Source organism: Bacteroides sp. CAG:189 (assembly GCF_000432295.1).
GTDB classification, from domain to species: domain Bacteria; phylum Bacteroidota; class Bacteroidia; order Bacteroidales; family Bacteroidaceae; genus Bacteroides; species Bacteroides salyersiae.
In genome coordinates this window covers 46,712-69,489 of the sequence record NZ_HF991085.1, presented here as the reverse complement: position 1 = coordinate 69,489, position 22,778 = coordinate 46,712, and the positions used below count along the sequence as shown (strand labels likewise).

Sequence of the window (22,778 nt, the reverse complement as noted above, 5' to 3'; positions counted from 1 at the left end):
CCAAATCAAGAAATTCATGTGCAGAATCGAGAATATGTGCTCCCCAATCACCAAGTGCCCCCATCCCAAAATCATACCAGCAACGCCATTGTCCATTGATGTAATCATGATTATAATCATGCCAAGACTCAGTACCCAACCAACCATCCCAATCCAATGTTTGTGGAACCGGTTCACCGGAAGGCATACCCGTCATTTTAGAATCGAAACCATGCCAACGACGCGGATTATTCATATGCGCCGTAATCGCTGTTATATCCTTAATTATACCAGCTTCTTTCCAAGCCTTAAACTGGAAATAATTTGCTTCGGAGTGTCCTTGATTACCCATTTGTGTTACAACACCATATTTCGCAGCTCCACGCATCATCAACTCTACTTCATTAAACGTATGAGCCATCGGTTTTTCTACATAAACATGTTTACCCAAAGACATAGCAAGCATAGTGGCGGGAAAATGACTATGATCAGGAGTACCGATACAAACCGCATCAATCTGCCCCTCCATCTTATCGAACATCACACGGAAATCTCGGAATTGGACCGCATCAGGAAATTTATTTACTACTTCTAATGTATGATTGGCACCCATATCCGTGTCACAAAGTGCTACAATGTTACAATGCCCTGTTTTATACAATTCTTTGATTATATCCTTCCCACGATTACCAATTCCAATACAGGCAAGATTTACTTTTTCATTGGCAGGAATTTTACGAGGTTTGGCCCTTCCGGCACAAGAAGCCAGTCCAAATTTTGTAAGTAATAAGCTTCCTGCCAGTATGGAAGTACTTTTAAGAAAATTACGTCTATCCATATATGTATTTATTATTAGTTAATAGTTTCTTTATAGTAAAGCAAAAAATAAATTAAAACTGTCTTCCGAACTAAAATTCATATTTCCCAGAAGATATGTCATCCGGATTGGCTCCATAAAAATAAATAGCTCCATAACTCCAGTTTGCAACGGTAATTCTCGGAAAATTAGGCCGATCCATTGTCAGAAGTACATACCGATAAGGATATCCTTCGGGAAGTGGAACGACACTTGCCCAAACGCGTCCTGCAGGCTTTGGCCAATGTGGCTGTAGATTGAGTTTCAGTTCACCTATCTCCTCAAGATCTGGATAACGATGTATTCTTAGGTTACCAAGTCCCCCCATCAAAGCATAATGTTTATTGCCAATCCTTTGAATAGATGTTCCGGTGGAATTTGTTTTTATGGGAGGAGCCACAACTTTAAACTTACCATTCCATTGATCAGATTCGAATGTTCGTGAAGTAATGGTCCCATGTATGAATGCCGATGTCAATAATCTCCATTTTTTTACCTCGTTATCATAAAAGATACAAGGATCTTCGTTGTGTCCGTCTATAAAAGAGGAATCAACCAAAGCTGCTTTCATAACCGAATATCCTTTCCGTGGATCTTTAGAAGAAAAAGCCGTTATTAGTCCAGGCTTCGTTCGACCCTCTTTATAGGCACTTCCTCCAAAATCACAAACATATGCTCTCCACTCTTTCGTATTCCGGTCAAAAAACAGATGAGAAGCGTAGTCATTTCTCAGCAAGCCATCGCCATGATCAAAAACGATCATACCCTCAAATCGCAGATCAAAAACAGAAGGATCAAGGCTTAAAACCCCTTGTACGGATTGTGGCGTATCAATTCCTCTGCAACTAAACGTAAACCAAAGTCTCCCGTTTTCAAGATACGGACTCAGATCTTCATTGGAAATAAGACGGATGTCAGCTTGCCCTATCCCAGAAGAGAGAAAAGAGCGTGCTCCGTTTAAAACCACCGTCCCTTGCAAATTCGAAATTAAGTTGAATGTACATCTTTCAGCAGTTTTAACATGCCTGAAATCAAGAACATCTCCGAAGTGCTCTTTCACTGGAATATGCCCGATATACCGAGTTTCATTATTTCGAGTTATAAAAATACCAAGAGTACGCCCGTAAAGCTGTACCCTCAATACAAAAGCACCTTCCGGCAAAGTATTACCATACTTTATCTCTCTCTTCAATTTATTTCCCTCATATAGCCGAAAGAATATCTCATTTCCCTGAGCTGACAATTTGGAAACAACCTGCACTTTGTCACGTAGTCCCATTCGAGCCAATTCAATGCCAATCTCCGTCGGAACAACACCCAAATTATAAGAATCAACATCTATCTCATAGGTTGCATAAGGATTTACCCCGCCCATATAAATACTTATGGATTGATTTCCGGCCTCAGAATCGAGAATCAATTTACCATCATCAATATGGCTCACAAAACTCTCTGCCACTTTAGGCACATGAGAATCGGATACCGTAAAAGCAGGATGCATCGATTCAAACGCGACAATCTCCGATGGTACAAACTCATTAAGAATTAAATTATTCGAAAAAATAAAACGACGAACAGCTAAACGCTGAAAAGATAAATCCAACGGATTTACATCAGGTTTGGTATGAATCGTATCACTGGCCGATAATATAAAATCGTAAAACAAAACAAAGAATAAAAGAGAAAGAAATAATCGTTTCATATGTTATTATTTAATTATCAACTTATCACTTGGTTATTTACTCATTACCTATTTACAATAAAACATGTGTTATATATAGAATCACTATTCTTTGCAGACAATATATATATTCCAGGATTCAACATGTCAATTGGCAACATTTTAGTTCCATCTGGCAGATGCCGCATTATTTTTTTCCCACTAAGAGAATAAACCGTCAACTCTTTCACATTTTTTAAAGAATAATAAAGCACTTTATCCACAGGATTGGGAAAGACAGTAAGTTCCTCCTTATGTTCCTCCTTTAATCCGGTGGTAAAAAACTCAGCAGCCCCCTTTACGATTCCCCCGTCAGTCGCATAAGCAGTTATCTTAACGTTTCCAGGTGCATGTTTAGTCAATACCCCATCTTCAGTAACAGAAGCGATAGCCGAATTTGAGCTTTCCCAATACAACGTTTTATTAGTTGCATTATTAGGTAGAATATTTGCTGCTAATTTTACAGATTTCCCAATAATGCAATCAACCGGTTCAACCTCAATGCTTTCCACCGGTATTCCGCCCGACTGATAATACAATATGCCATTATAATTGACAGACTGTTGTTCCGTAAAAAGTCCAACCCTTGATTTTCCCCAATTACCCTCTATTGCCAATAAATATTTATCGTCTAAAAATAGATGTAATCCATCTTCTTCTCGACGACAACGCATAAAATATCCAGCAGATGCTTCTTCGTCAAAATATGCAGAAAAAGCTCGGGATGCCTCCCCGGCATTATTTGTTACCTCCATACGAATTGCAGTTGTTTTAATAGCCGGAAAACTAAAATGATTGAATTCAGAAAAACATAAATTGCCTTCAAGACAAGCATCCAACGAAACCCATACTCCGTCTTGCAAAGCATAAAATTGTATGTTTTTTGGTAAACCGAATGTCTGGTTCAGATACGGATAATTCCCTTCAAACCAAAGAATATCGATTCCGGAAATCACCAATTCATTTCGAAAATCATATCGGTATGACGAAGTAGGATACTGGTCAAGCGTATAATAGCGAAGGATTCTTTTCTTCAAGGATACAGAACGAGATTCTATGGGTAATCCATTTTCTTTTCCTTCAATATCAAGCATATTCGTCTCATAGTTAACAGTTACGCACACATAATTCTGATCATCAATATACAATGGATAATATCCTACTTTTCCTGAAACCGGTATTTTGTCATTTTTCATATAGACCGAAAACTCGTAATTCCATGCCGGATCACCTTTGAAAATAGCTGCCTTACCTACGTTACTGGTTTGCATTAATCCGGTAGCAGCAACATTCCATGTTCCAGCCGTTTTTTCCCATCCGGTAATATTCGAATCATATTCATCCCAACCCATAGTATATTGAATGGCATCAAATGAAACTCGATCTGAAGTAGCTGTCAACCCTACAGTACCTTTATTTTCAAAGGGAGTAACAATTTCTTCATCTATGGTCAAATTGAATTTATCTAATTCGACCCGAAAACGATTTCCATTCTTATAAATTAATAAAGTATGCCAAGGTTCTTCATAGGTAGATACACGTGGATCATTCTCCAAAAAAGCAAATTTTTCCGGCAATTTCTTAATTGTTTCTATAATTACCCCATTTACTTTTATTTCAGTTTTCCAAGTCATATTTTTCCCTATGGAAATTTTCACCCAATTTTGTTCATCTTGGTAAAAAGCATACACTCCTGCCCGACCACCTGCTCCCTCAATACGGAAAGGAACTTCAAAACGATAATTGGTTTCATACTCTTTCCGAAAAAGTAATTCTCCCCCATTTGAAGTCGTGGGTCGAAGGACACCTCCATAAATCTTCCATGAAGAACTCCCTAAAAACTGAAAAGGATAATAAAATGAATAATCGCAATATGTTATAAAACCCGGCATTGCAGGTCGCGGCCGATAGCCGGATGTATTCTTTACAGTACTACTCTCAACTACAACCTCTTTATCATAAAAGTGAATTCTATCAATTGCCTGTTGTTCGCTTGCATTAAAATACGCCTTGTACATCATCCAATGTTCAAAACCATTAGGTCCAACTATAACATTGGGCTGAGCGGGTGCTATAACAATATCTTCTCCATCCTGATCCCCGGTATCATATAATCCAAAATCAATAAATTGCTGACAATTTGAATCAAAAGTTTCACATGGAGAAGCCGCTTCCACAGCAATAATATTTTCTCCCTCAACTAACATAGCAGGATCAACCTTAGTCATACTATAAGTATTATTATTGGTCTTTATATTGATTTTATTTCCGTTAATATAAAAATTAGCATTAGCAAACACCCAATGTTTTAACGCAACTTTTAAAGGTATGTGATCCAGAATAAATTTTCTCCGGATATAAATATTGGTTGTATTCCATTGGGTTTTCCTTGCTCGTATTTTAGCATTTGTGAATTTCCCCTGATGCAGATCATATTCTTGTAATCCGTATCCTCCTTGAGCTGTTGTCCATGAATTGTCGTCAAAATTTACATAAATCCAGCCATCGGCAGGTGTCTCCGTTATATATTTTGAAGCCCATCCTCCATGTTCTGCAGTATGGAGTATCACCTTATAATCGAGCAATTGCTGTTCCGTATTTCGAATCATCACCGGATTAGGATATTTTTTTGAATTATTAAAATTCATCGGTCCATCACTTTCAGCTACCCCCACTTCATACATGCCAGAACGGGGCCCCATACGGTTTGACGCAAAAAAATTATAATAACGTCCTCTATACTTATACATTTCAGGACCTTCAAAATTATGATGACTGACACTAGTCGGATGTCCGGGTTGATGAGTAATTTGTACATCCGCAAACGTTATATCTTTACGAGAAAAAGGTGAATTCATCTTAAATGTCCAAACTTCCGGTCCATTGATATTAGAAGCAGCACCTGTCAAAGGATGCGGATCAAATCTATTTCGCTTTTTTATCCAATAGATTTCACCGTCCTCATCCTGAAACACCTGAGGATCAATACCATAATCATCAAAAGGTTCAATAATCGAGGCCTCCTTGTATGGTCCAAGAGGCGTAGGCGAATAAGCATGACCAATTCCATTCCAATAGGCATGGAATACTCCGTTTCGGTATATAATATCACCGGCTGCCACTTCAGGATATACATAAGCTTCCGTCCATTTCGGATCATTCAACCATTTAGCCCCATTTGTCGTTATTGATTGTACTCCTTCAGTCCAATTTACCAAGTTTTTTGACATGCATATCTTCCCCTTGGTTCCGCCGCCCATGGCATAATAATATCCCATGAATCGCTCTACACAGCCATCTCTCAAACCTAATGTTACAGGATTACAAAAACTTTTGGCAGCAGGCTGAGCATAAATACTGCCAGAAAGAACGGCAATTAATAATACCGAAAAAATAAACTCGTATTTACCTAACCTCTTGTTCATCATAATATGTTATTCGATGGCAACCACATTTACCTCTAATTTACACTATTCCTTTATTACTTTCCGGTTACTTGTTTTAGATGTTTTTCTTACCTGTACGATGTACATACCTGCCGGAAGGTCTACCATACTAATAGGTTCCGAATCCTGTTGTGCATGTATCAGAACACCTGTTTGGCTGAAAACGCAAATAGACTTAATTGTATCATTTGCTTTAACAGTCAACATATCTTTTACGGGATTGGGATAAATAATACAATCCGAATCACGTTCTACCGTTTCTATACCTGTCATAGTAAAGTCATCGTTAATTGTCACAACAAGATTATCAAATAGGACGTTCGTACTATGAGAACGGAATCCGACTTTTCCGGATATGAAAGGAAACGGATCCGTATAGTCAATCTTAGGAACACTCATGTTGTCCACATAGACTTTAATATTTGCTCCCTTCACTGCCACTCTGATATGATATTTTCTATTCAAACTAAAAGAACCAGGACTGGTAGCTAACGATTTCCAACTGTAATTATGCTTTCCGAGCGTGACTTTATCACTCCCCATCCCTACAAAATAGCCTTGAAAAAAATCTGTTCCTAACCGAGAGTCATTATTTTCTCCACCCTGCGAAGGATTGTTCACCCTGAAAATAAGCCCTGCATTCATTCCATTTTTATAAGTTACATCACAATCAATCGTATAATCGGTCCAACCGATATTCCCCAAAGTACGTTTACCATACCCATTAATACTTGCCTGTCCGGAAACAATCGACCAAGCACCGTCCGTGTAATTCCAACCTTTACCAAATGAATTATCAAACGTATCTGTAACAATCATGGATGTATTATTCCCCTCTCTAAATTGCATCTCATACAGTTCAAACTCGCCTTCCACCGCTTCAATTTTCAACGTTTGATTCCCTGCTGCCAGATTAACTCCCTTAATAGTATATACTTGCCATGTGCCGTTAGTATTGGGTAGTTGAACCGTTTCGGTCAGTTCCGTTTCCCCTTGATATATTTTTATCCGGGAAGTTGCATTTGCCGTAAGATATCTAATGCCAATATTATAAACCCCTTTAATTCTTACATTCACGTTGTATTTATACCATTCACCAGTTTGAATAGCAGTGATATGGAATCCACCGTTACCGTTTTTACTGATATCTACATTATCATTCCTTACGTTTTGGTCACCTGAATTACCTGTATTTCCGATTGTCAGATCATGATAACCGACACCTTCCCCACCGGTGTTATAATGGATTGCTTGAATATCACCCGGTATTGGTTTATAAACATCAAAAATACCGGAACCGTTTACTTTGTCACTTATGGCAATATATGAAAAGTTCCCATTACAATTGCGAGTCATATATCCAATTTGGCCTCCGTCCAAATTACTCGTCAATGTGGCTTTATGCAATCCGTCAATAAAAAACTTATAGTTTTGCATATTTTTCTCAATCCGAATACTATGCCAAACACGATAATTGAAACCTACAGGTAGTTCATAACACTGTACAGTCCCCCAAACATTATTAACCTGAAAATTAATCTCCAATTGGTTAGAACTGACATTTAGTAAAGCCACTCCATAATTTTGTTCATCTTTATAAGAAAAAACAACGCCAAATTTTGCATCATTTCCATTGGTTGCAACTTCCTTTATCGTGAATTCAGCCGTATAATCAGATTCCGAATACGGAGTAAAAATAGCTTTGTATTCGCCCTCCATTTTATCTTGTGACAACAAATCTTTATTCTTAATACTCCAATTACCCCCATTCGGCATGGACCAATCGACACCGATATCGGCTCTTTCGAAGAAGTCTGCATTGGCAAGTGCAGGTGGTTGCTGTGCCCAATTAGTAGGGCCCAATATCAGTAGTTTGTTACCGTTCCAAGCCATGCGGTCATAATTGAACTTCCTAGCCGGAGCAACCCCACCACCGATTCTCACCAGATTATGGTAAGTGAAATAATACGTATCCAAATCAGGACCAATGAAAGCAGTACCATGCCCGAGCCCGACAAAACTTCCTTCAGTATTTATAAGTACCGGATTCTGATCCATCTGCGGAGTATACATACTGATAGGATTCTGGGTGGCATTAATGGCATAGTCCACTCTATATCCATTTGACCACACATGATTGCCGGTATACAGCAGATAATAAATACCATTCCGTTTGATGAGACAAGGGGCTTCCGTCCATTGCCCATTCATTTGCGCATTTAAATTGACACTTGTCCCGAATGAAGTCGGATTAGACATCGTACATCCCTGAATACCAGAACTATTAGCATGATAAAAATACCATTTTGCGTCATCATCTATAAAAACCGAACCATCTATTTTCTTTTGTAAATTTCCACTAGCAGACACGAAAGGACCTGTAGGACTATTACTAGTCAAAACATAATGCCCATTGCCTTGAGGAGAGGTATACATATAAAATATTCCATTCCAGTATACTACTTCCGGTGCATACGCATTCTTCGCAATAGGATCGGTCGAACATACAATCGCTTCCGACCAACTTATCAAATCTTTCGATTTCCAACATCTGATTTCCACGTCACGACTACTCGAATACATATAATAAGTTCCTCTAAACTTAAATATATAAGGATCGCCTATACCCATATCCGGTTGTCCGGAAACATTCATAGGATTTTGCCAAGTCTGAGCGAAAGACAATGAAGCAATAAAAGCCAGAAGGACAATCAAGAAATTCTTTTTCATATTTTTCATATTTTAATTGTAGATATATAGTGGCTGAGTTTCAACTCCTACTTGTATATTCAGTAGGTTTAACTCCAAATTCTTTTTTAAAGCTTTTCGTAAAATAACTTGGATCACCAAAACCTGTTTTAAACGCGGTCTCAGACACATTATAGCCTTCATGGAGATACTCACAAGCCTTATTTAAACGTTTTTTACGAATATAATCCCCCATAGAGATATTTAATAAACTTTTCATTTTTACATGAAGTACGCTCCGGCTCATACAAAGGCTTTGAGTGATGTCTGCAATAGAGAAATCATTATTATCGATATTATTTTCAATAAGTTCATTCAGTTTATTAATAAACTCTTTGTCAAACTTACTCAATGGTACCGACTCAATATCCGATCCCATCGTTGCGCCAATTTTCTCACGTTGTACCTGCTTCATCTGAATGATATTCTTTACTTGAAGTTCTAATATTTTAGGATCAAAAGGTTTCGCTACATATGCTTCCGCTCCACTTTCATATCCCTTTATGACATCATTCGTATCTGTTTTAGCTGTTAAAAGTATGACCGGTATATGCGACGTAGAAAGATCATTCTTCAAATTCCGACACAATGTATTTCCATCCATTTTTTCCATCATAACATCCGAAACCACTATATCTATGGGATATTTGTGAGCAATAACTAAAGCCTCTTCACCATTTTCCGCCAAATAAATATTGTACTTAGTAGCGAAAATATCAGAGAGAAACTTAAGTAATTCCACATTGTCTTCAACGAACAAAATTGAATATTTTAAATCGGTATCTTGGCTGGTATAAGAAGAGCCTGTTGTGCTACGCTCTAGATAAGGAACACTAAATTTATACTGCTCCAAAGATACTGACATTTTTTCAGTACTAATTTTATCTTCCGCTTCAAAAGCAGATTCCGAAACATTCAGATTAACCACGAAGCAACATCCCTTTCCGAGCTCACTTTCTACCGTAATATTTCCTTTATGAACCATCGTAAACCTCTTCACCAAAGCCAATCCTATTCCCCAACCGTTAGAATTCAAATTATGCCCACGTTTCGTCTGGTAATATTTATCAAAAATATTATCTAGTTCTTCTTTGACAATGCCTATACCTGTATCTTTTACTTCAATACGGAGATAAGTATAGCCGTCAGCATTATCCGTTATTGCTGCATTGATAAAAACTCTACCACCCGAAAGTGTAAACTTAATAGCATTAGAAAGTAAATTATTAGTAATCTTCTCAACATATGAGGGGGAAAACCAAACTTCCTCATCATTGTTCTCGCAATGGATATAAAGTGATATTGACTTTTCAATAGCACTCTCTTTAAATAATTGAGCTATATTCTCGATAAAAGCCAATGGATTACCCTTTTGAATATAAAACTGGAAATTTCCTGATTCCATTTTATTGAAAGTGATCAGTTCGTCAATTAGCCCAACCATCTTGTTTGTATTTTTTATAGCCATATCTAATCGTTCTGATGACTCTGGTAATAAATCCTGATGCTGAGAGATATATTTAAGCGGTGCCATAATCAGTGACAAAGGAGTTTTCAATTCGTGAGAAACAGAAGTAAAGAAATCCATTTTCGTTTTATTAATCTCTTCCAATTTTTCTTTCTCCATATTAGCCTCCCGGATGGCATTTTTTTCTTTTATCCGGATGGAAAAAATACGATACACAAAATAAGAAATCAATCCTGCTATCAAGAAATAGAGTAGAAACGCCCAAAGTGAGAAATAAAATGGAGGACGTATGATAAACTCAATCTCTTTGATGGGTGAACGTTCCCAACCTTCATTGGAATTATTCGCTCTGATTTGTAGTTTATAACTTCCGGCAGGAAGATTCGAACCGACAAATTTACGTTCTTTTCCTACACTCCGCCAATCCTTGTCAACTCCCAGTAAACGAACCTGATAATTGATCGTACTAGTATTCCCTAATGATATGACCGTATACTCAATACTAAAAGAACGAGACTGACTATAAGAAAAGGTTAGACTCGATGTCTCATCCAAATCTGTAGTCAATGGAGAATTCTCACTTTTTGATGTAATAATTCGATTATTGATCGTCAAATATCCTAAATGAACATAAAAAGGCCCCCTACTCTCTTTCATTGTTTTCGGCGTGAATGAAATAAGTCCGTCCACACTTCCAAAATATAACAGTCCGTTTTGGGCCTGAATTGAAGATGAAAAATTGAACTGATTAATCGGAAGTCCGTCTTCAACGGTGTAGCAAACCAACGTGCTTCGCTCTTTGTTGAATTGATACAATCCTTGATTGGTACCAATCCATAAACGTCCAAATTCATCTTCAATTATACTACAGATTGTATTGTTAGATAACGAAAGCTCATTTTTCAGTGTTCCGATTTTTAAATCCGAAGGATTTATAAATTGTAATCCGTTATTACTAGTACCTATCCATATAGTATCCATTGAATCCTGATAGAGAAACGTGATGTAATTATCTTTGAGTTGAGAATTACTTGCCTTTGCCGTCCATCCATTAATTTCATTGTTTTTTGCATTTATGCGAAAAAGACCGTTGTTACGAGTTCCTACCCACACATTATCCTTGCTATCTATCAAGATATAATATATAAAATCAATGTCGAGTATCGGATGATTCATCGGTAAAAACATATCTTTCTCCGGGTCATAATATCGCAACCCCCTACTTGTGCCTATCCAAAGAGTTCCGTTCCGTTGTCTCTTTATAGAAAAAATAGCATCCGAAGCTAAACCATTCTTGTCACCGGGCAGATATCGAACGGAAGTTCCAGATGAGAGATTATAATTGAAAAGACCGTTTCTGAACGTTCCGATCCATATATCATTACGTGTTTCGTCATAATATAGTTCATGAATATTATGTCCCAATTGTTTAATTTTATCAAAAACACGAATCTCGCTTGTGATTGTATTGTAAATGTTTAATCCACCGTCTTCTGTGGCTATCCAAAGAATATCTTTTTGCGGTTCAATTAATTTACGGATAACTTTACCTTTAATATGTTTGGATGTATATCCCGCTTCAATCCAATGAATTTGTTCATTATTCTTAAGCAAGACGTTAATACCCCCGAAGTAAGTTCCGATCCACATATTGTCGTCCTTATCAGATAAAATTGTATAAACAGCATTGTCATTCAATTTATTATTGTCCACAAAGTCTTGTTGAAGTATCTCCGAAGTGCCATTACCATTAAGTACCGTAACTCCTTTTTCTGTCCCAAGCCAAATCCGACCTTTTTTATCTTCTGTTATTGTACGCACTGTTCCATCGGACAATATGGATAAATCAGGAATATTAATCGAATCTGATTTCAAATCAATATTCATTACCCCCTTTCCATTTCTTCCGATCCAAAGGACTCCTTTGGAATCAAAGAACAAAGGAATGATAGCATCATTCTCCGGAAGGAATTCTGAAAAATAGGCCGGATTTATCTGAGTCGTCTTCGAAAAGGAAATATCATAATAAAAGATAGAATGGCTGGTCGATATAAAGAGCCTGTCTTCTGTATCTACAGCCATCGATATAATAAAATGAGGGTCTTGTCGTGGCTGTAATACAAATTCATCCGTCTGCTCATTATATATATATAGTTGGTCTCCTCCGCAAATAATCTTTCCAGTACTGGTTTCAACAATAGAAAAAACTTTCGGACCGGACAAACTGTAACATTTGAAGTCATCCGTAGCAGGTTGATATCTGCATATTCCTTCGTATGTACCAATCCATATCCGCTTCTTGCTATCTTGATACAATGCTTTAATAAAATTATGACTCAGTGAGTAGGGATTGTCTTTTTGATTAAAATAACTGACAATATTATACCCATCATAACATGACAGACCATTGCGTGTTCCTATCCATAATCTTCCTTTATCATCCTGCATTATCTTTTCAATTTGTTGATGTGGAAGTCCCTCTTTGCTCGTGATGTGCATAAAACGATTACTTGCTCCCAGCGTTAGTTGCATAGAGACCGAAAAAAGAATAAGAAATAACAATCTGTACATATTGCCAGCTATTAATAATAAAACAAAAGTCTAACACCTACTTTATACTAACTTTAATGAACGATACCGCTTGCATAACCGGATTATCCGGTACAGACGATACCAGACGATAGGTTACCCCATTGCTAAAGTCAACCATAGACACTCCCGATATCTGCTCCACATCTCCGATATATACTTTGTCTGTAGCTGAATACATTGTAAATTCGGGTACAAGCGTGCGAATATCCGTGCCTACTGGAAGGGTCACATTCATTTCGAACATATTATAATCAAATTCTGAACGGGAAAGTACCCCCTTAACACCAGCCAATGAAAAGCCATTGAACTCTGGATAATATAACGTATATAATTTATAAGGACGGACAGTTCCGTAATTCGATTTCACCTCAATATCAATTGGAGAAGCCAGATCGTACTTAGCGACAGCCGAATACTCTTTTCCATTGAGAGAAACCTTCGCCGAGTCTGAAGGTATATAAAAACGTAATCTCTGTGAAAGAGATATGGAAGGAGTAGATGTACTATATTTCACTTTGCGCGGAAGCGTCATCAACCATTCATCATTCTCCATTCTTTTGGCAAAAACTTCATCATACAATACTTGTGGACATGATAGTCTTTCGATCTCGGTTTCGTCATCAACAACCGTAACTATATAAGAACAGGTATCCTGCTTTAAATCCGTAGCAAGATCCGTGTAAGTAGAAGCTACGCATACTACTTTGTATACCCCAGGTACAGAATAGGCATATGTAAACAAATCCTTGTTCATCACAAATCCGGTATTGCTCTGATCACGAAGGTTATAATCATGCATATCATCACCCGTATAAACAACAGCCTGATCGGCCGTACCGGTAAAGTTGACAACCATTGACTCGTTGATCATCAGTTGTAATTTATTGATATTAATTTCAGCACGAGGTAGACGGGCAGTCTCCTCCTCACAGGAAACCATGAATAGAAAGAGACACATACCCAACAATAGTTTTATACTTATCTTCATTTTACAATAGATTTAATTAATAGCCAGGATTTTGTTTCACAACTCCATTAGAAATATCAATCTCGCTCTGCGGTATCGGAAATAACTCATTAACTCCTTCCCGGAAAAAATAACCGCGTTTATTGGACTGTTTAGCACCAAATGTTTTAAGTATACTTGCCGCTCTTTTCTGACGAACCAAATCAAAAAAACGATCCCATTCGTAACTGAGTTCAATACGGCGTTCTTTCCATATCTGATCTCGCATATAACCATAGCCTCCGCCGATATAGAGAGTAGCACTGTTATTTATAGTATTAGCCTGCGCCTTACTCTTATTCAGTTGAACTAACGCTCGTGCACCTTGATGACACTCATTCAATGCTTCCGCATACATTAGTACAACCTCTACATATCGAATCAAACGCCTGTTTTTACCATTATCACCACCGTATTGTGGACGATCCTTTAGAGGCGTATACCATTTCAGCGAAACAATCTTGCCCGGACCACAATTGTTTATTTCACCATCGGGAGCATAGTCCTGATGTGCACTAACACTTGCGATACGAGGATCATTGCCGAATAATTCTGCCCTTATATCACTTTTTATCCACAACATGGTACTTGGGACAGCATAAAGTTTGTTGTATATAGAGGAGCCTTCATTCGTATCACCCGTAGAACCATCTGCAGATTCTTTAAATACAACTTCAAAAACAGATCCTTTACAAAACTCGCCAACCTGATAAAACTGATCATGATAGGCGATAGCATTACCATAATAGTCCTTATACTCCAACGAATAAGCATTTTGCAGTGATACCAGCTCTGTGTCTACAGTTTCATAAGGGTCTGTCTGAGCATTCAATTCTTTCGGCATAAACCAAAGACGTTTACGAAGTGCTTCCCAATCCTCCTTTGATGCATCAAATTTAAGTATTTCTCCAAAAGTCATCTTTTTACCTTCTACAAAATATTCACCCAAACTCACCATTTCCTGCCACTTCTCAGATTCTACTCCTGGAGTGGCCTGATACATAAGCACCTTCATCAATAATGCAACAGCCGCGCCACAACTTGCCTGTCCTGCATCTGTCCCCATATAGCGTGCCGGCAACATGATAGCAGCTTCTCTCAAGTCTTTCTCGATATAAGCATATACTTCGGCAGCAGAACTACGAGGGATGACAAAATGATCCATTGTCTCTACCTCTTCACGGATAGGCACTCCACCATATGTCTTCACTAAATTAAAATAGAACAAAGCTCTCAGAAACTTTGCCTGCCCCAATATCTCGCGTACAGCTTTGTGAGAGGCATAATCATAAATCGATAACTTCACTCGATGCGCATTTGCTATTACTTGATTGGCACGTTGCACTCCTTTATAATTAATCTCATACCTATTTTCTATCCAAGTGTTAGATGTATTAAATCGGAACTGGACCAATTGTCCCATTTGGGTACTCAGACTTTCGTCACCTCCAATCACATCATCACCACAAGCCTCACCAAAACGACATTCACATTCATTGAAAAGATCCATTTGTAGCACATCATAAGTTGCATTCAAAGCAGCTTTCAATTTATATTGTGTATCATAAAAATTCTCGTCCGTAGGGTTTCCGAGAACCTCTTTTTCCAAAAAGTCACCACACCCAGTCAGAAATACCGACGAAAAGCTTAGGATAAACAGTATATTCAATAAATTCTTATTCATAAGTCAACAGTTTATAGTTACAAAACAATTTTAAATCCTATCGTAAATGTGCGTGCTTGCGGATAGTTTCCATGATCTACTCCCATATTGAGATTATTACTTTCCGTTCCCACTATCTTACCGACCTCCGGATCAAATCCATTATATCCTGTGAACGTCACCAAATTGTAAGCTCCTACATACAGGGACAAATTCGACAGATACAACCGAGAACATACTGCTTCCGTAAAATTGTATGTAAAACGAAGTTCCTGAAGACGAATGTAAGAACCGTCTTTTACGTAAAAATCAGATGCCCTAAAATTACGAGGCATATCATTAGGATCAAGATCAGGCACAGAGGCATCAAGATTTCTCGGAAAGAATTTCCTGTCATCTATCAATTGACCAGACCAATGTTTGTTTCGTATATCCGCATAAACATTACCCGAACTCGCGTTATTCAGATAGTAATCCATCACGTTAAATATCTTATTTCCCGCCTGTCCTTGAAAGAAAAGACTTAAGTCAAAATTACCATAACTGAAAGAAAGTGGAATTCCGAAAACGAAATCGGGAAGCGGAGATCCCAGATATGTCCGATCTTCTGCCGTAATACGGCCATCACCGTTCAAATCTTTAAAACGGAAGTCACCCGGGCGTGTGATCTGATCGAGAGCATTCTTCCCTGGCTCATATTGTGCACTTGCCTTTACCTCTTCGTATGTGTTAAAAATCCCATCAGTTACATACCCGAAGAAACTACCAATCGGTTTTCCCACAGCCGTTTTAGTTACAAAGTCAACAATACTCGATTCATCTAAGTGAGCTCCGTAAATAGGTTCGTTACCTGTGCCTAAACTCGTGACCTTATTCTTAATATAAGATACGTTAAATCCCACTTCATATCTGAATTTGCCAATGTTGTTTTTATGATTAACAATCAACTCCACCCCCCGATTCTGCACAGAACCAGCATTTGTCATCGGAGCATCGTCAAGTCCAGCCGATAAAGTAACAGGAACACGCAGTAGCATATCGGTAGTCTGTTTATTAAAAAATTCCAACCCGATGGTCAGTTTATTTTTAAAAAGCCCCATATCAAGACCGATATTAACAGTTTCCGTTTTTTCCCAACGAATATTAGGGTTTCCAATAGCCGTAGCAGTAATACCCGGATAAAGAATATGATTGCCTATGCCATACGGATAATTATATTGTGTATTCAGCAATGTATAACGAGACATTTCATCAATTCTGTTATTCCCTAACTGTCCCCATCCTACGCGTAGTTTACCCAATGTAAGCCAATCGACATTTTTCATAAAAGATTCGGATGAAAATTTCCATCCTAAAGAAACAGAAGGGAAGAAACCCCATCTTTCTTGTTTTGCAAAGATGGAGGAAGCATCGGTACGGAAATTCGCTTGAAACAGATAGCGATCCAAAAAATTGTAATTTACACGTCCGACAAAACCCAATGCACTCCAATGCCGATCGCGTCCATAAGTTTTATCACCTGTATAGGCACTCGACAAATACCAAAGATCAGACGAGTTGCTTACAGTACCTTTTCTGTTCGATTCCTGAAAACTATAGCGGTATCCCTCGGCCGTCTGACCGACCATGAGTGTAAGATCATGTACTTTATTGTTCCAAATAAATGTGAGTAGATTATTGATCTCCCACTTATTAGTCAGATTCTGACGTCTATACACGGTAGTGAGATCATTAGGCATCTGAAAGTCTTCCTCTAGTTTATTCACTTCGTAAAAGTTAGAAAGTGTTTCAGGAACAATATAGTCTGATACTTTGAACTGATAAGTCAATCTTTTTAAAATTTGAGTTGTAAGACTTAAGTTCATATCTATACGATGTCTGCTCATTTTATTATGATTACGTTCCAATACGGCAATCGGATGGTTTTCGGAAAAATATCCTTTCGAATCGTACGTATAAATCATCGGATTTTGAAACAGTGCTTGTTTTAGAATACTACTTTTTCCTTCGGGAACAATTTGACGGTTTTCATTTGTATACAAGATATTCGCATTCATACTTAACCAGGATGTCAATTTGCTATTCATGTTAATACGTGTATTGAAACGCCTGTATCCGGACGTCTTTACGATGCCATTTTCATCATAAAAGCTTCCACTGACCATGTATTTATGTTTATCACTCCCTCCGGACACCGAAAGGTTATATTGTTGTCTAAATCCGGTTTGGGTAACTGCATCCCACCAATTAGCAGGAGAATTGTTTCTGATTGTGTCAACAAGGAAATATTTGTATTTATCGTAATAAAGTTCCCCTGATGAATTTTTGGAATAATACAGTTGTCCTTCAACGGAATAGTTAGATAATCCGTTAATATAGTCTTGCATAAGGGCATATTGTTCTACATCCATCACTGATATTTTCTTCCAAGGTGCAGAAACTCCGACAAAGCTATCAAATGAAATTTTCATGCCTCCCTTTTCACCGCTCTTGGTAGTTATCAAAACAACGCCATTGGCACTACGTGCACCATATACAGCACTTGAAGCTGCATCTTTCAATATTTCAACATTGGCAATATCATTCGGACTTAAATGATCTATCCTGTCAACAATAAATCCGTCCACTACATAAAGTGGATCAGCATCATTGACCGTACCTGTTCCTCGGATCTTAATGGTTGTATTACCTCCAGGTGCTCCGGTATTTTGAATAATGTTCACACCGGAAGCTTTTCCTTGTAAAGCTTGAAGTGCCGATGCAACCGGCACACTGTTTATCGCATCTCCTGAAACGGAAGAAATAGCTCCTGTTATATCACTCTTTTTCTGAACACCATACCCAACCACAACCACCTCGTCCAATAGCCTACTTTCTTCTTCCAACAATATTGTTAAGTATTGATTATTGGTAACAGTAATTTTCTTACTTGTGTACCCCATGTAACTGACACGTAGAATGGCATTAGATGCTACTTTTAAAACGAACTTCCCGTCCAGATCTGTTGCTGTACCGTTTGTAGTACCTTCTTCCACCACAGTAACGCCTATAAGCGGTTCTTTGTTTTTACTATCCAATACGGTTCCTGATAGCGAAATAACATTCTGCCCATATAAAACAAGCGTAAAAAACAAGACTACAAAAAGCGCCGTCATTCTGGAAAATTGATGCTTATCCATTCAATAATTAAATTTTAAATAATAATTCATCTAATAGACTAATATAGCTTTTACCACAGAGAACATCCGAGAACTCTATGTCCTCTGTGGCGGAAACTAAACCAAAACAATTGTTACTTATTTAGTTTACAAGTAACTTAGAAACAAAAGAACCTTCTGTACCAGTGAACAATACTTGATAAACTCCTTTGGGAAGAGAAGATATATCAACCGTATTTTCAGTCAACTGTGTTTCCTCTTTTAGCAACCGTCCAGACACATCATATATTTTTACACTTATTATTGTTCCATGAATATTGAAACTAAATTTTTCAGATGCAGGATTCGGATATATAACTGTTTCTTCTGCTATTGGAGTCGTTTTAATACCTGTTCCTTCCATTTCTGCACGAGTTCTGAACTCTAAACATTTATCCAAATCATCAGCATCTTTTATTGGATCAAAACCTTCTTTACGATAATGATAAATATACAATGCCTTATTTTCATCATTCGTAGCAAATAAAAGATCACCATTCAGATTACGTAAAGTATGAACTTTATCGCCGGCCGGATTAAAATTAGTAACACGAACCGGAAATTGCTCCTTATTGTCTATCCTAAACAGCTTTTCTTTATCTTCAGCTACTGCACCACCTGCATTCCACCAGTACAAACTACCGGAAACCACAGTAAGATCCTTTACCCAGTGACTTAATGAACCAGGAGCTCTATCTGATTGCATAGTAACTGTTTTGCCATCGGTATAATGCAATTCTCCACCGAAATTATTCGGTTTTGCCGCATCGTTACCGGTATCGGCACAAAACATATATACTCCATCAAATTCAGTACCGGGATCTGCAAAACCATTCTTCTCATTCGTTGGCTCGTTCACATTTATATCAAAAGTGATATAATCTTCTTTCTCCAGATTGGTACATGCCAATTCGAATCCTTTTGCCGGATCATAGCCACGATAATATACTTTTCCGTTATACGGATATACACCTGGGCAAGAAACTCCTCCACTACGAGGTTTTGAATTTGCATCTAATGAAGGGTCTGTGTCTTTAATTTCATACGTACCTTCGGGAGTACCGTCACTAGCCCATGGCTCAGCACCGTGCTCAATAGACCATGCTTTAAAAAATAATTTCTCATTATAGAAATTAACAAGATTATCAAGAGCAGAACCGGCTGTTCCGGTTGTTAATACTTCCGTATTGATATCCATAACCAATTTAGTACCTTCGCGAGTACCGTCTGTTACCCAAAGTTCTTCACCTATGGTACCATCCATATTATCGGCTTTAAAAAAAACCTTTCTTCCAACGCGACAATAAGGGGTGGTCCAAGTAGTTCCATAAGACTGTCCGGGGAATCTTGTATCACACTCGTAAATTAATTCCGTTCCTTCCTCAGTTCCGTCACTGACGTACAGCCACCATTGTGGACCTCGAGCTGTATCATAGTTCTCGCTATCAAAATTTTTAGCTCCGAAAATAAATTGGGTTTCATTGACTTGCGTAAATCCACGTGGATCAGAAGAAGCAAACTCATGTACATTTTTCACCATATAGGTTCCTTCTGCCGTTCCGTCCGAAATCCATAATTCCATACCATTTTCACCATCATCAGCACCAAAAACAACTTTATCATTGAAGCGCGTCAAATAATTCACATTTGATCCAGAACTTCCCGGCCAGATATCTTTCACCATGTGGGTACCTTGTTTCGTTCCGTCAGTCACCCATAATTCTTCGCCATTAACCGCATCCGAAGCTGCAAAAAAGGCCTTATAACCTTTTGATTTTTCACCTGCAACTACCAGATCTTTCTTTTTACTACCTTTCTGTTCAGTCGCAATATTTGCCTTTACTCCCTCGGGGAGAAGACTCGTCATACCTTCCGGAAGAGTTTGTGATACCGCACCTCCTGCTACCAATATAGTAGTCAGAAGTAAAAAAGTACTCTTTTTCATGTTTTAATTAATTTAAATGTTAACAATTCGATTTTATATAAAATAATCCAACTTTTCTATACTCGTGTGAACTTATTTGTTATTTTCATATTTAGAAACTCTTTCATCCAGCATCTTTTTGACCTCCTTTTTAGCTTGGTCACGGGGTTTTGAAAATATCTGCCGGATACGTTTCATATCGAACTTTTCATTCCGGTCATACGTATAAATTCCATTTTTCTCCAGTTCTACATCAACAATCTGTGTGTAACAGAATCCTGTGATATGGTCAAGACTCAGAATAACATTAACTTGCTCTTCCAACCTTTGATAAAATTCTTCTAAGGTCTTGGGAGGAACACCATATCCCCAAAACTTCTTTTGGTCACTGACCTCTGATACTTCCATCTCCTTAATCCACTGTATCCCCCCAAACTCATCAATCATATATGCCTCACCTTTATAAGGAGCACTTTTATCGGGACGAAACACATAAGGATAGCCCTCTTCATTTAATGCCAACTGTTTATATAGCTGAATAGGATCCTGAACATAAGTGTGTTCTGCATAAATATCGGTAAAACCAGTATGGTATCCACCACTTGCAGTTACCACAGGACGAGTACGGTCCATACGTTTCGTAGTAAAATAAAGATCGTTCGTCAAACGGACCCGTTGGCCATCAACATCATCTTTCCAAGTTTCATTTAAAGGCGACCAAGCTACGAGAGACGGAGCATTATAGTCGCGATATATACACTCTTCCCATTCGGTTATCATATTACGAGCTGCCACTTGGTCTTCCCATTTCACCCCCCAACTGGCAGATTCTCCCCAAGTAAGATATCCCAGTTTGTCAGCCCAATAGAAGTATCGTTGTTCAAATACCTTCTGGTGCAGACGGGCACCATTGAATCCAGCTTTCTTACTCAATATGATATCCCTTTTTAATTGAGTGTCATTAGGAGCAGTCCATTGCCCGTCAGGATAGTATCCTTGATCAAGAACCAAACGTTGATAATATGGCTGATTATTAAGATAAAATGTTTTCCCGCGAAGTTCTACCTTTCGCATCCCCGCATATGAATTTACTCTGTCAATAACTTGTCCTTGAGCGTCCAATACAGTAAATTCAATATCATAAAGGAAAGGGGATTCAGGCGACCATGTCTTTACATTTTTCAGTTTAGCGATAATGAAAGAACTTTGGCTTGAAGGAACTTGTTGCACGAAAACTTCTTTCCCATTATCAAAGATACGAACTCTAAACGAAGTTTTTTGATCTATATTATAGAATACTGGTTCAAAAACAAACATTTTGTTATCCAAATCAGGAGTAATGTAACAGTTTTTCAAACCTTCTTTTGCTATAGCTTCCATCCAGACAGTTTGCCAAATACCGGTAACACGCGTGTAACGAGAGCCATAAGAATTCAGGCGAAACGATTGCTTTCCAGCCGTTTGTAATCCTTGTCGCAAATTATCTTCCACATATACCACCAAATTACTTGTAGAACCGGGATTAACATAAGAAGTAATATCTACAGAAAAAGAAGAAGATCCTCCATAATGAACAAAAACTTGTTGCCCATCAATATATATAATTGATTTATAATCCACCCCACCGAAGTTAAGCAGAATGCGTTTTCCTTTCCAGACAACCGGTATGGAAATTTTACGCTGATACCACATTGCATGAATGAAATCCTTATGACCGACTCCAGAAAGCGAACTTTCCGGACAAAAAGGAACCATAATAGTCTGCCCGAATCCCTCGGAAGCATATAGAGAGCGTTCCATACCACTTTTAGAAAAATCAAATGTATAGCTCCATATTCCATTTAAATTTATCCAGTCTTTTCTTTCAAATTGTGGACGGGGATATTCAGGACGGGGAATGTCCATTGCATAACAGAATGGAATAATTACAGGAAAAAATAATCCCAAAAACAGAACAATTTTTTTCTTCATATTTTAGTGCTTTACATTATAAATATTAGATATCATATCAACTAAATCATACCGCAAATATAGCGTCAAAAAACTCTTTGCACAGGTAAAAATGTACTGAAAAAAGGGACTATTGTCTTAATGATCATTTTACAAAAGACCTAATAATCACATTTACCATTTTTACGTGCAAAAGAAAAAATATCCTTCTCCCTTTGCTCGAAATATA

10 protein-coding genes are annotated in these 22,778 nt (G+C 37.9%); all 10 read right to left on the bottom strand.

The window, feature by feature from the left end; all coding sequences use genetic code 11:
* A partial coding sequence (locus QVP90_RS12150; protein WP_441293876.1) for a Gfo/Idh/MocA family oxidoreductase occupies window positions 1-817 on the bottom strand: 817 nt, incomplete at its 3' end.
* A 70-nt stretch (window positions 818-887) separates the two neighbouring features.
* Window positions 888-2,537, bottom strand: a complete 1,650-nt coding sequence (locus QVP90_RS12145) for a hypothetical protein (protein ID WP_021936585.1) — start codon at window positions 2,535-2,537, stop codon at window positions 888-890.
* 44 nt (window positions 2,538-2,581) lie between these two features.
* A complete protein-coding gene (locus QVP90_RS12140; protein WP_021936584.1) occupies window positions 2,582-5,983 on the bottom strand; it encodes a family 43 glycosylhydrolase in 3,402 nt (1,133 codons plus the stop codon).
* A gap of 42 nt (window positions 5,984-6,025) precedes the next feature.
* Entirely contained in the window at window positions 6,026-8,731 is a 2,706-nt protein-coding gene (locus QVP90_RS12135) for a family 43 glycosylhydrolase (protein WP_021936583.1), read from the bottom strand.
* A gap of 40 nt (window positions 8,732-8,771) precedes the next feature.
* A complete protein-coding gene (locus QVP90_RS12130; RefSeq protein ID WP_264381112.1) occupies window positions 8,772-12,716 on the bottom strand; it encodes a two-component regulator propeller domain-containing protein in 3,945 nt (1,314 codons plus the stop codon).
* A 109-nt stretch (window positions 12,717-12,825) separates the two neighbouring features.
* Complete coding sequence (locus tag QVP90_RS12125; protein WP_021936581.1) at window positions 12,826-13,797, bottom strand: hypothetical protein; 972 nt, start codon at window positions 13,795-13,797, stop codon at window positions 12,826-12,828.
* 16 nt (window positions 13,798-13,813) lie between these two features.
* On the bottom strand, window positions 13,814-15,499 hold the full coding sequence (locus QVP90_RS12120) for a RagB/SusD family nutrient uptake outer membrane protein (RefSeq protein ID WP_021936580.1): 1,686 nt from the start codon (window positions 15,497-15,499) through the stop codon (window positions 13,814-13,816).
* Between the two features lie 17 nt (window positions 15,500-15,516).
* Window positions 15,517-18,657 (bottom strand): SusC/RagA family TonB-linked outer membrane protein, encoded by a 3,141-nt coding sequence (locus tag QVP90_RS12115; RefSeq protein ID WP_021936579.1) that lies wholly within the window; start codon window positions 18,655-18,657, stop codon window positions 15,517-15,519.
* A 121-nt stretch (window positions 18,658-18,778) separates the two neighbouring features.
* Window positions 18,779-20,620, bottom strand: coding sequence for an ELWxxDGT repeat protein (locus QVP90_RS12110; protein WP_021936578.1), 1,842 nt, complete (start codon window positions 20,618-20,620; stop codon window positions 18,779-18,781).
* 72 nt (window positions 20,621-20,692) lie between these two features.
* Window positions 20,693-22,570: a glycoside hydrolase family 2 protein gene (locus QVP90_RS12105; RefSeq protein WP_021936577.1), complete on the bottom strand. Its 1,878-nt coding sequence runs from the start codon at window positions 22,568-22,570 to the stop codon at window positions 20,693-20,695.
* Window positions 22,571-22,778: the final 208 nt, after the last annotated feature.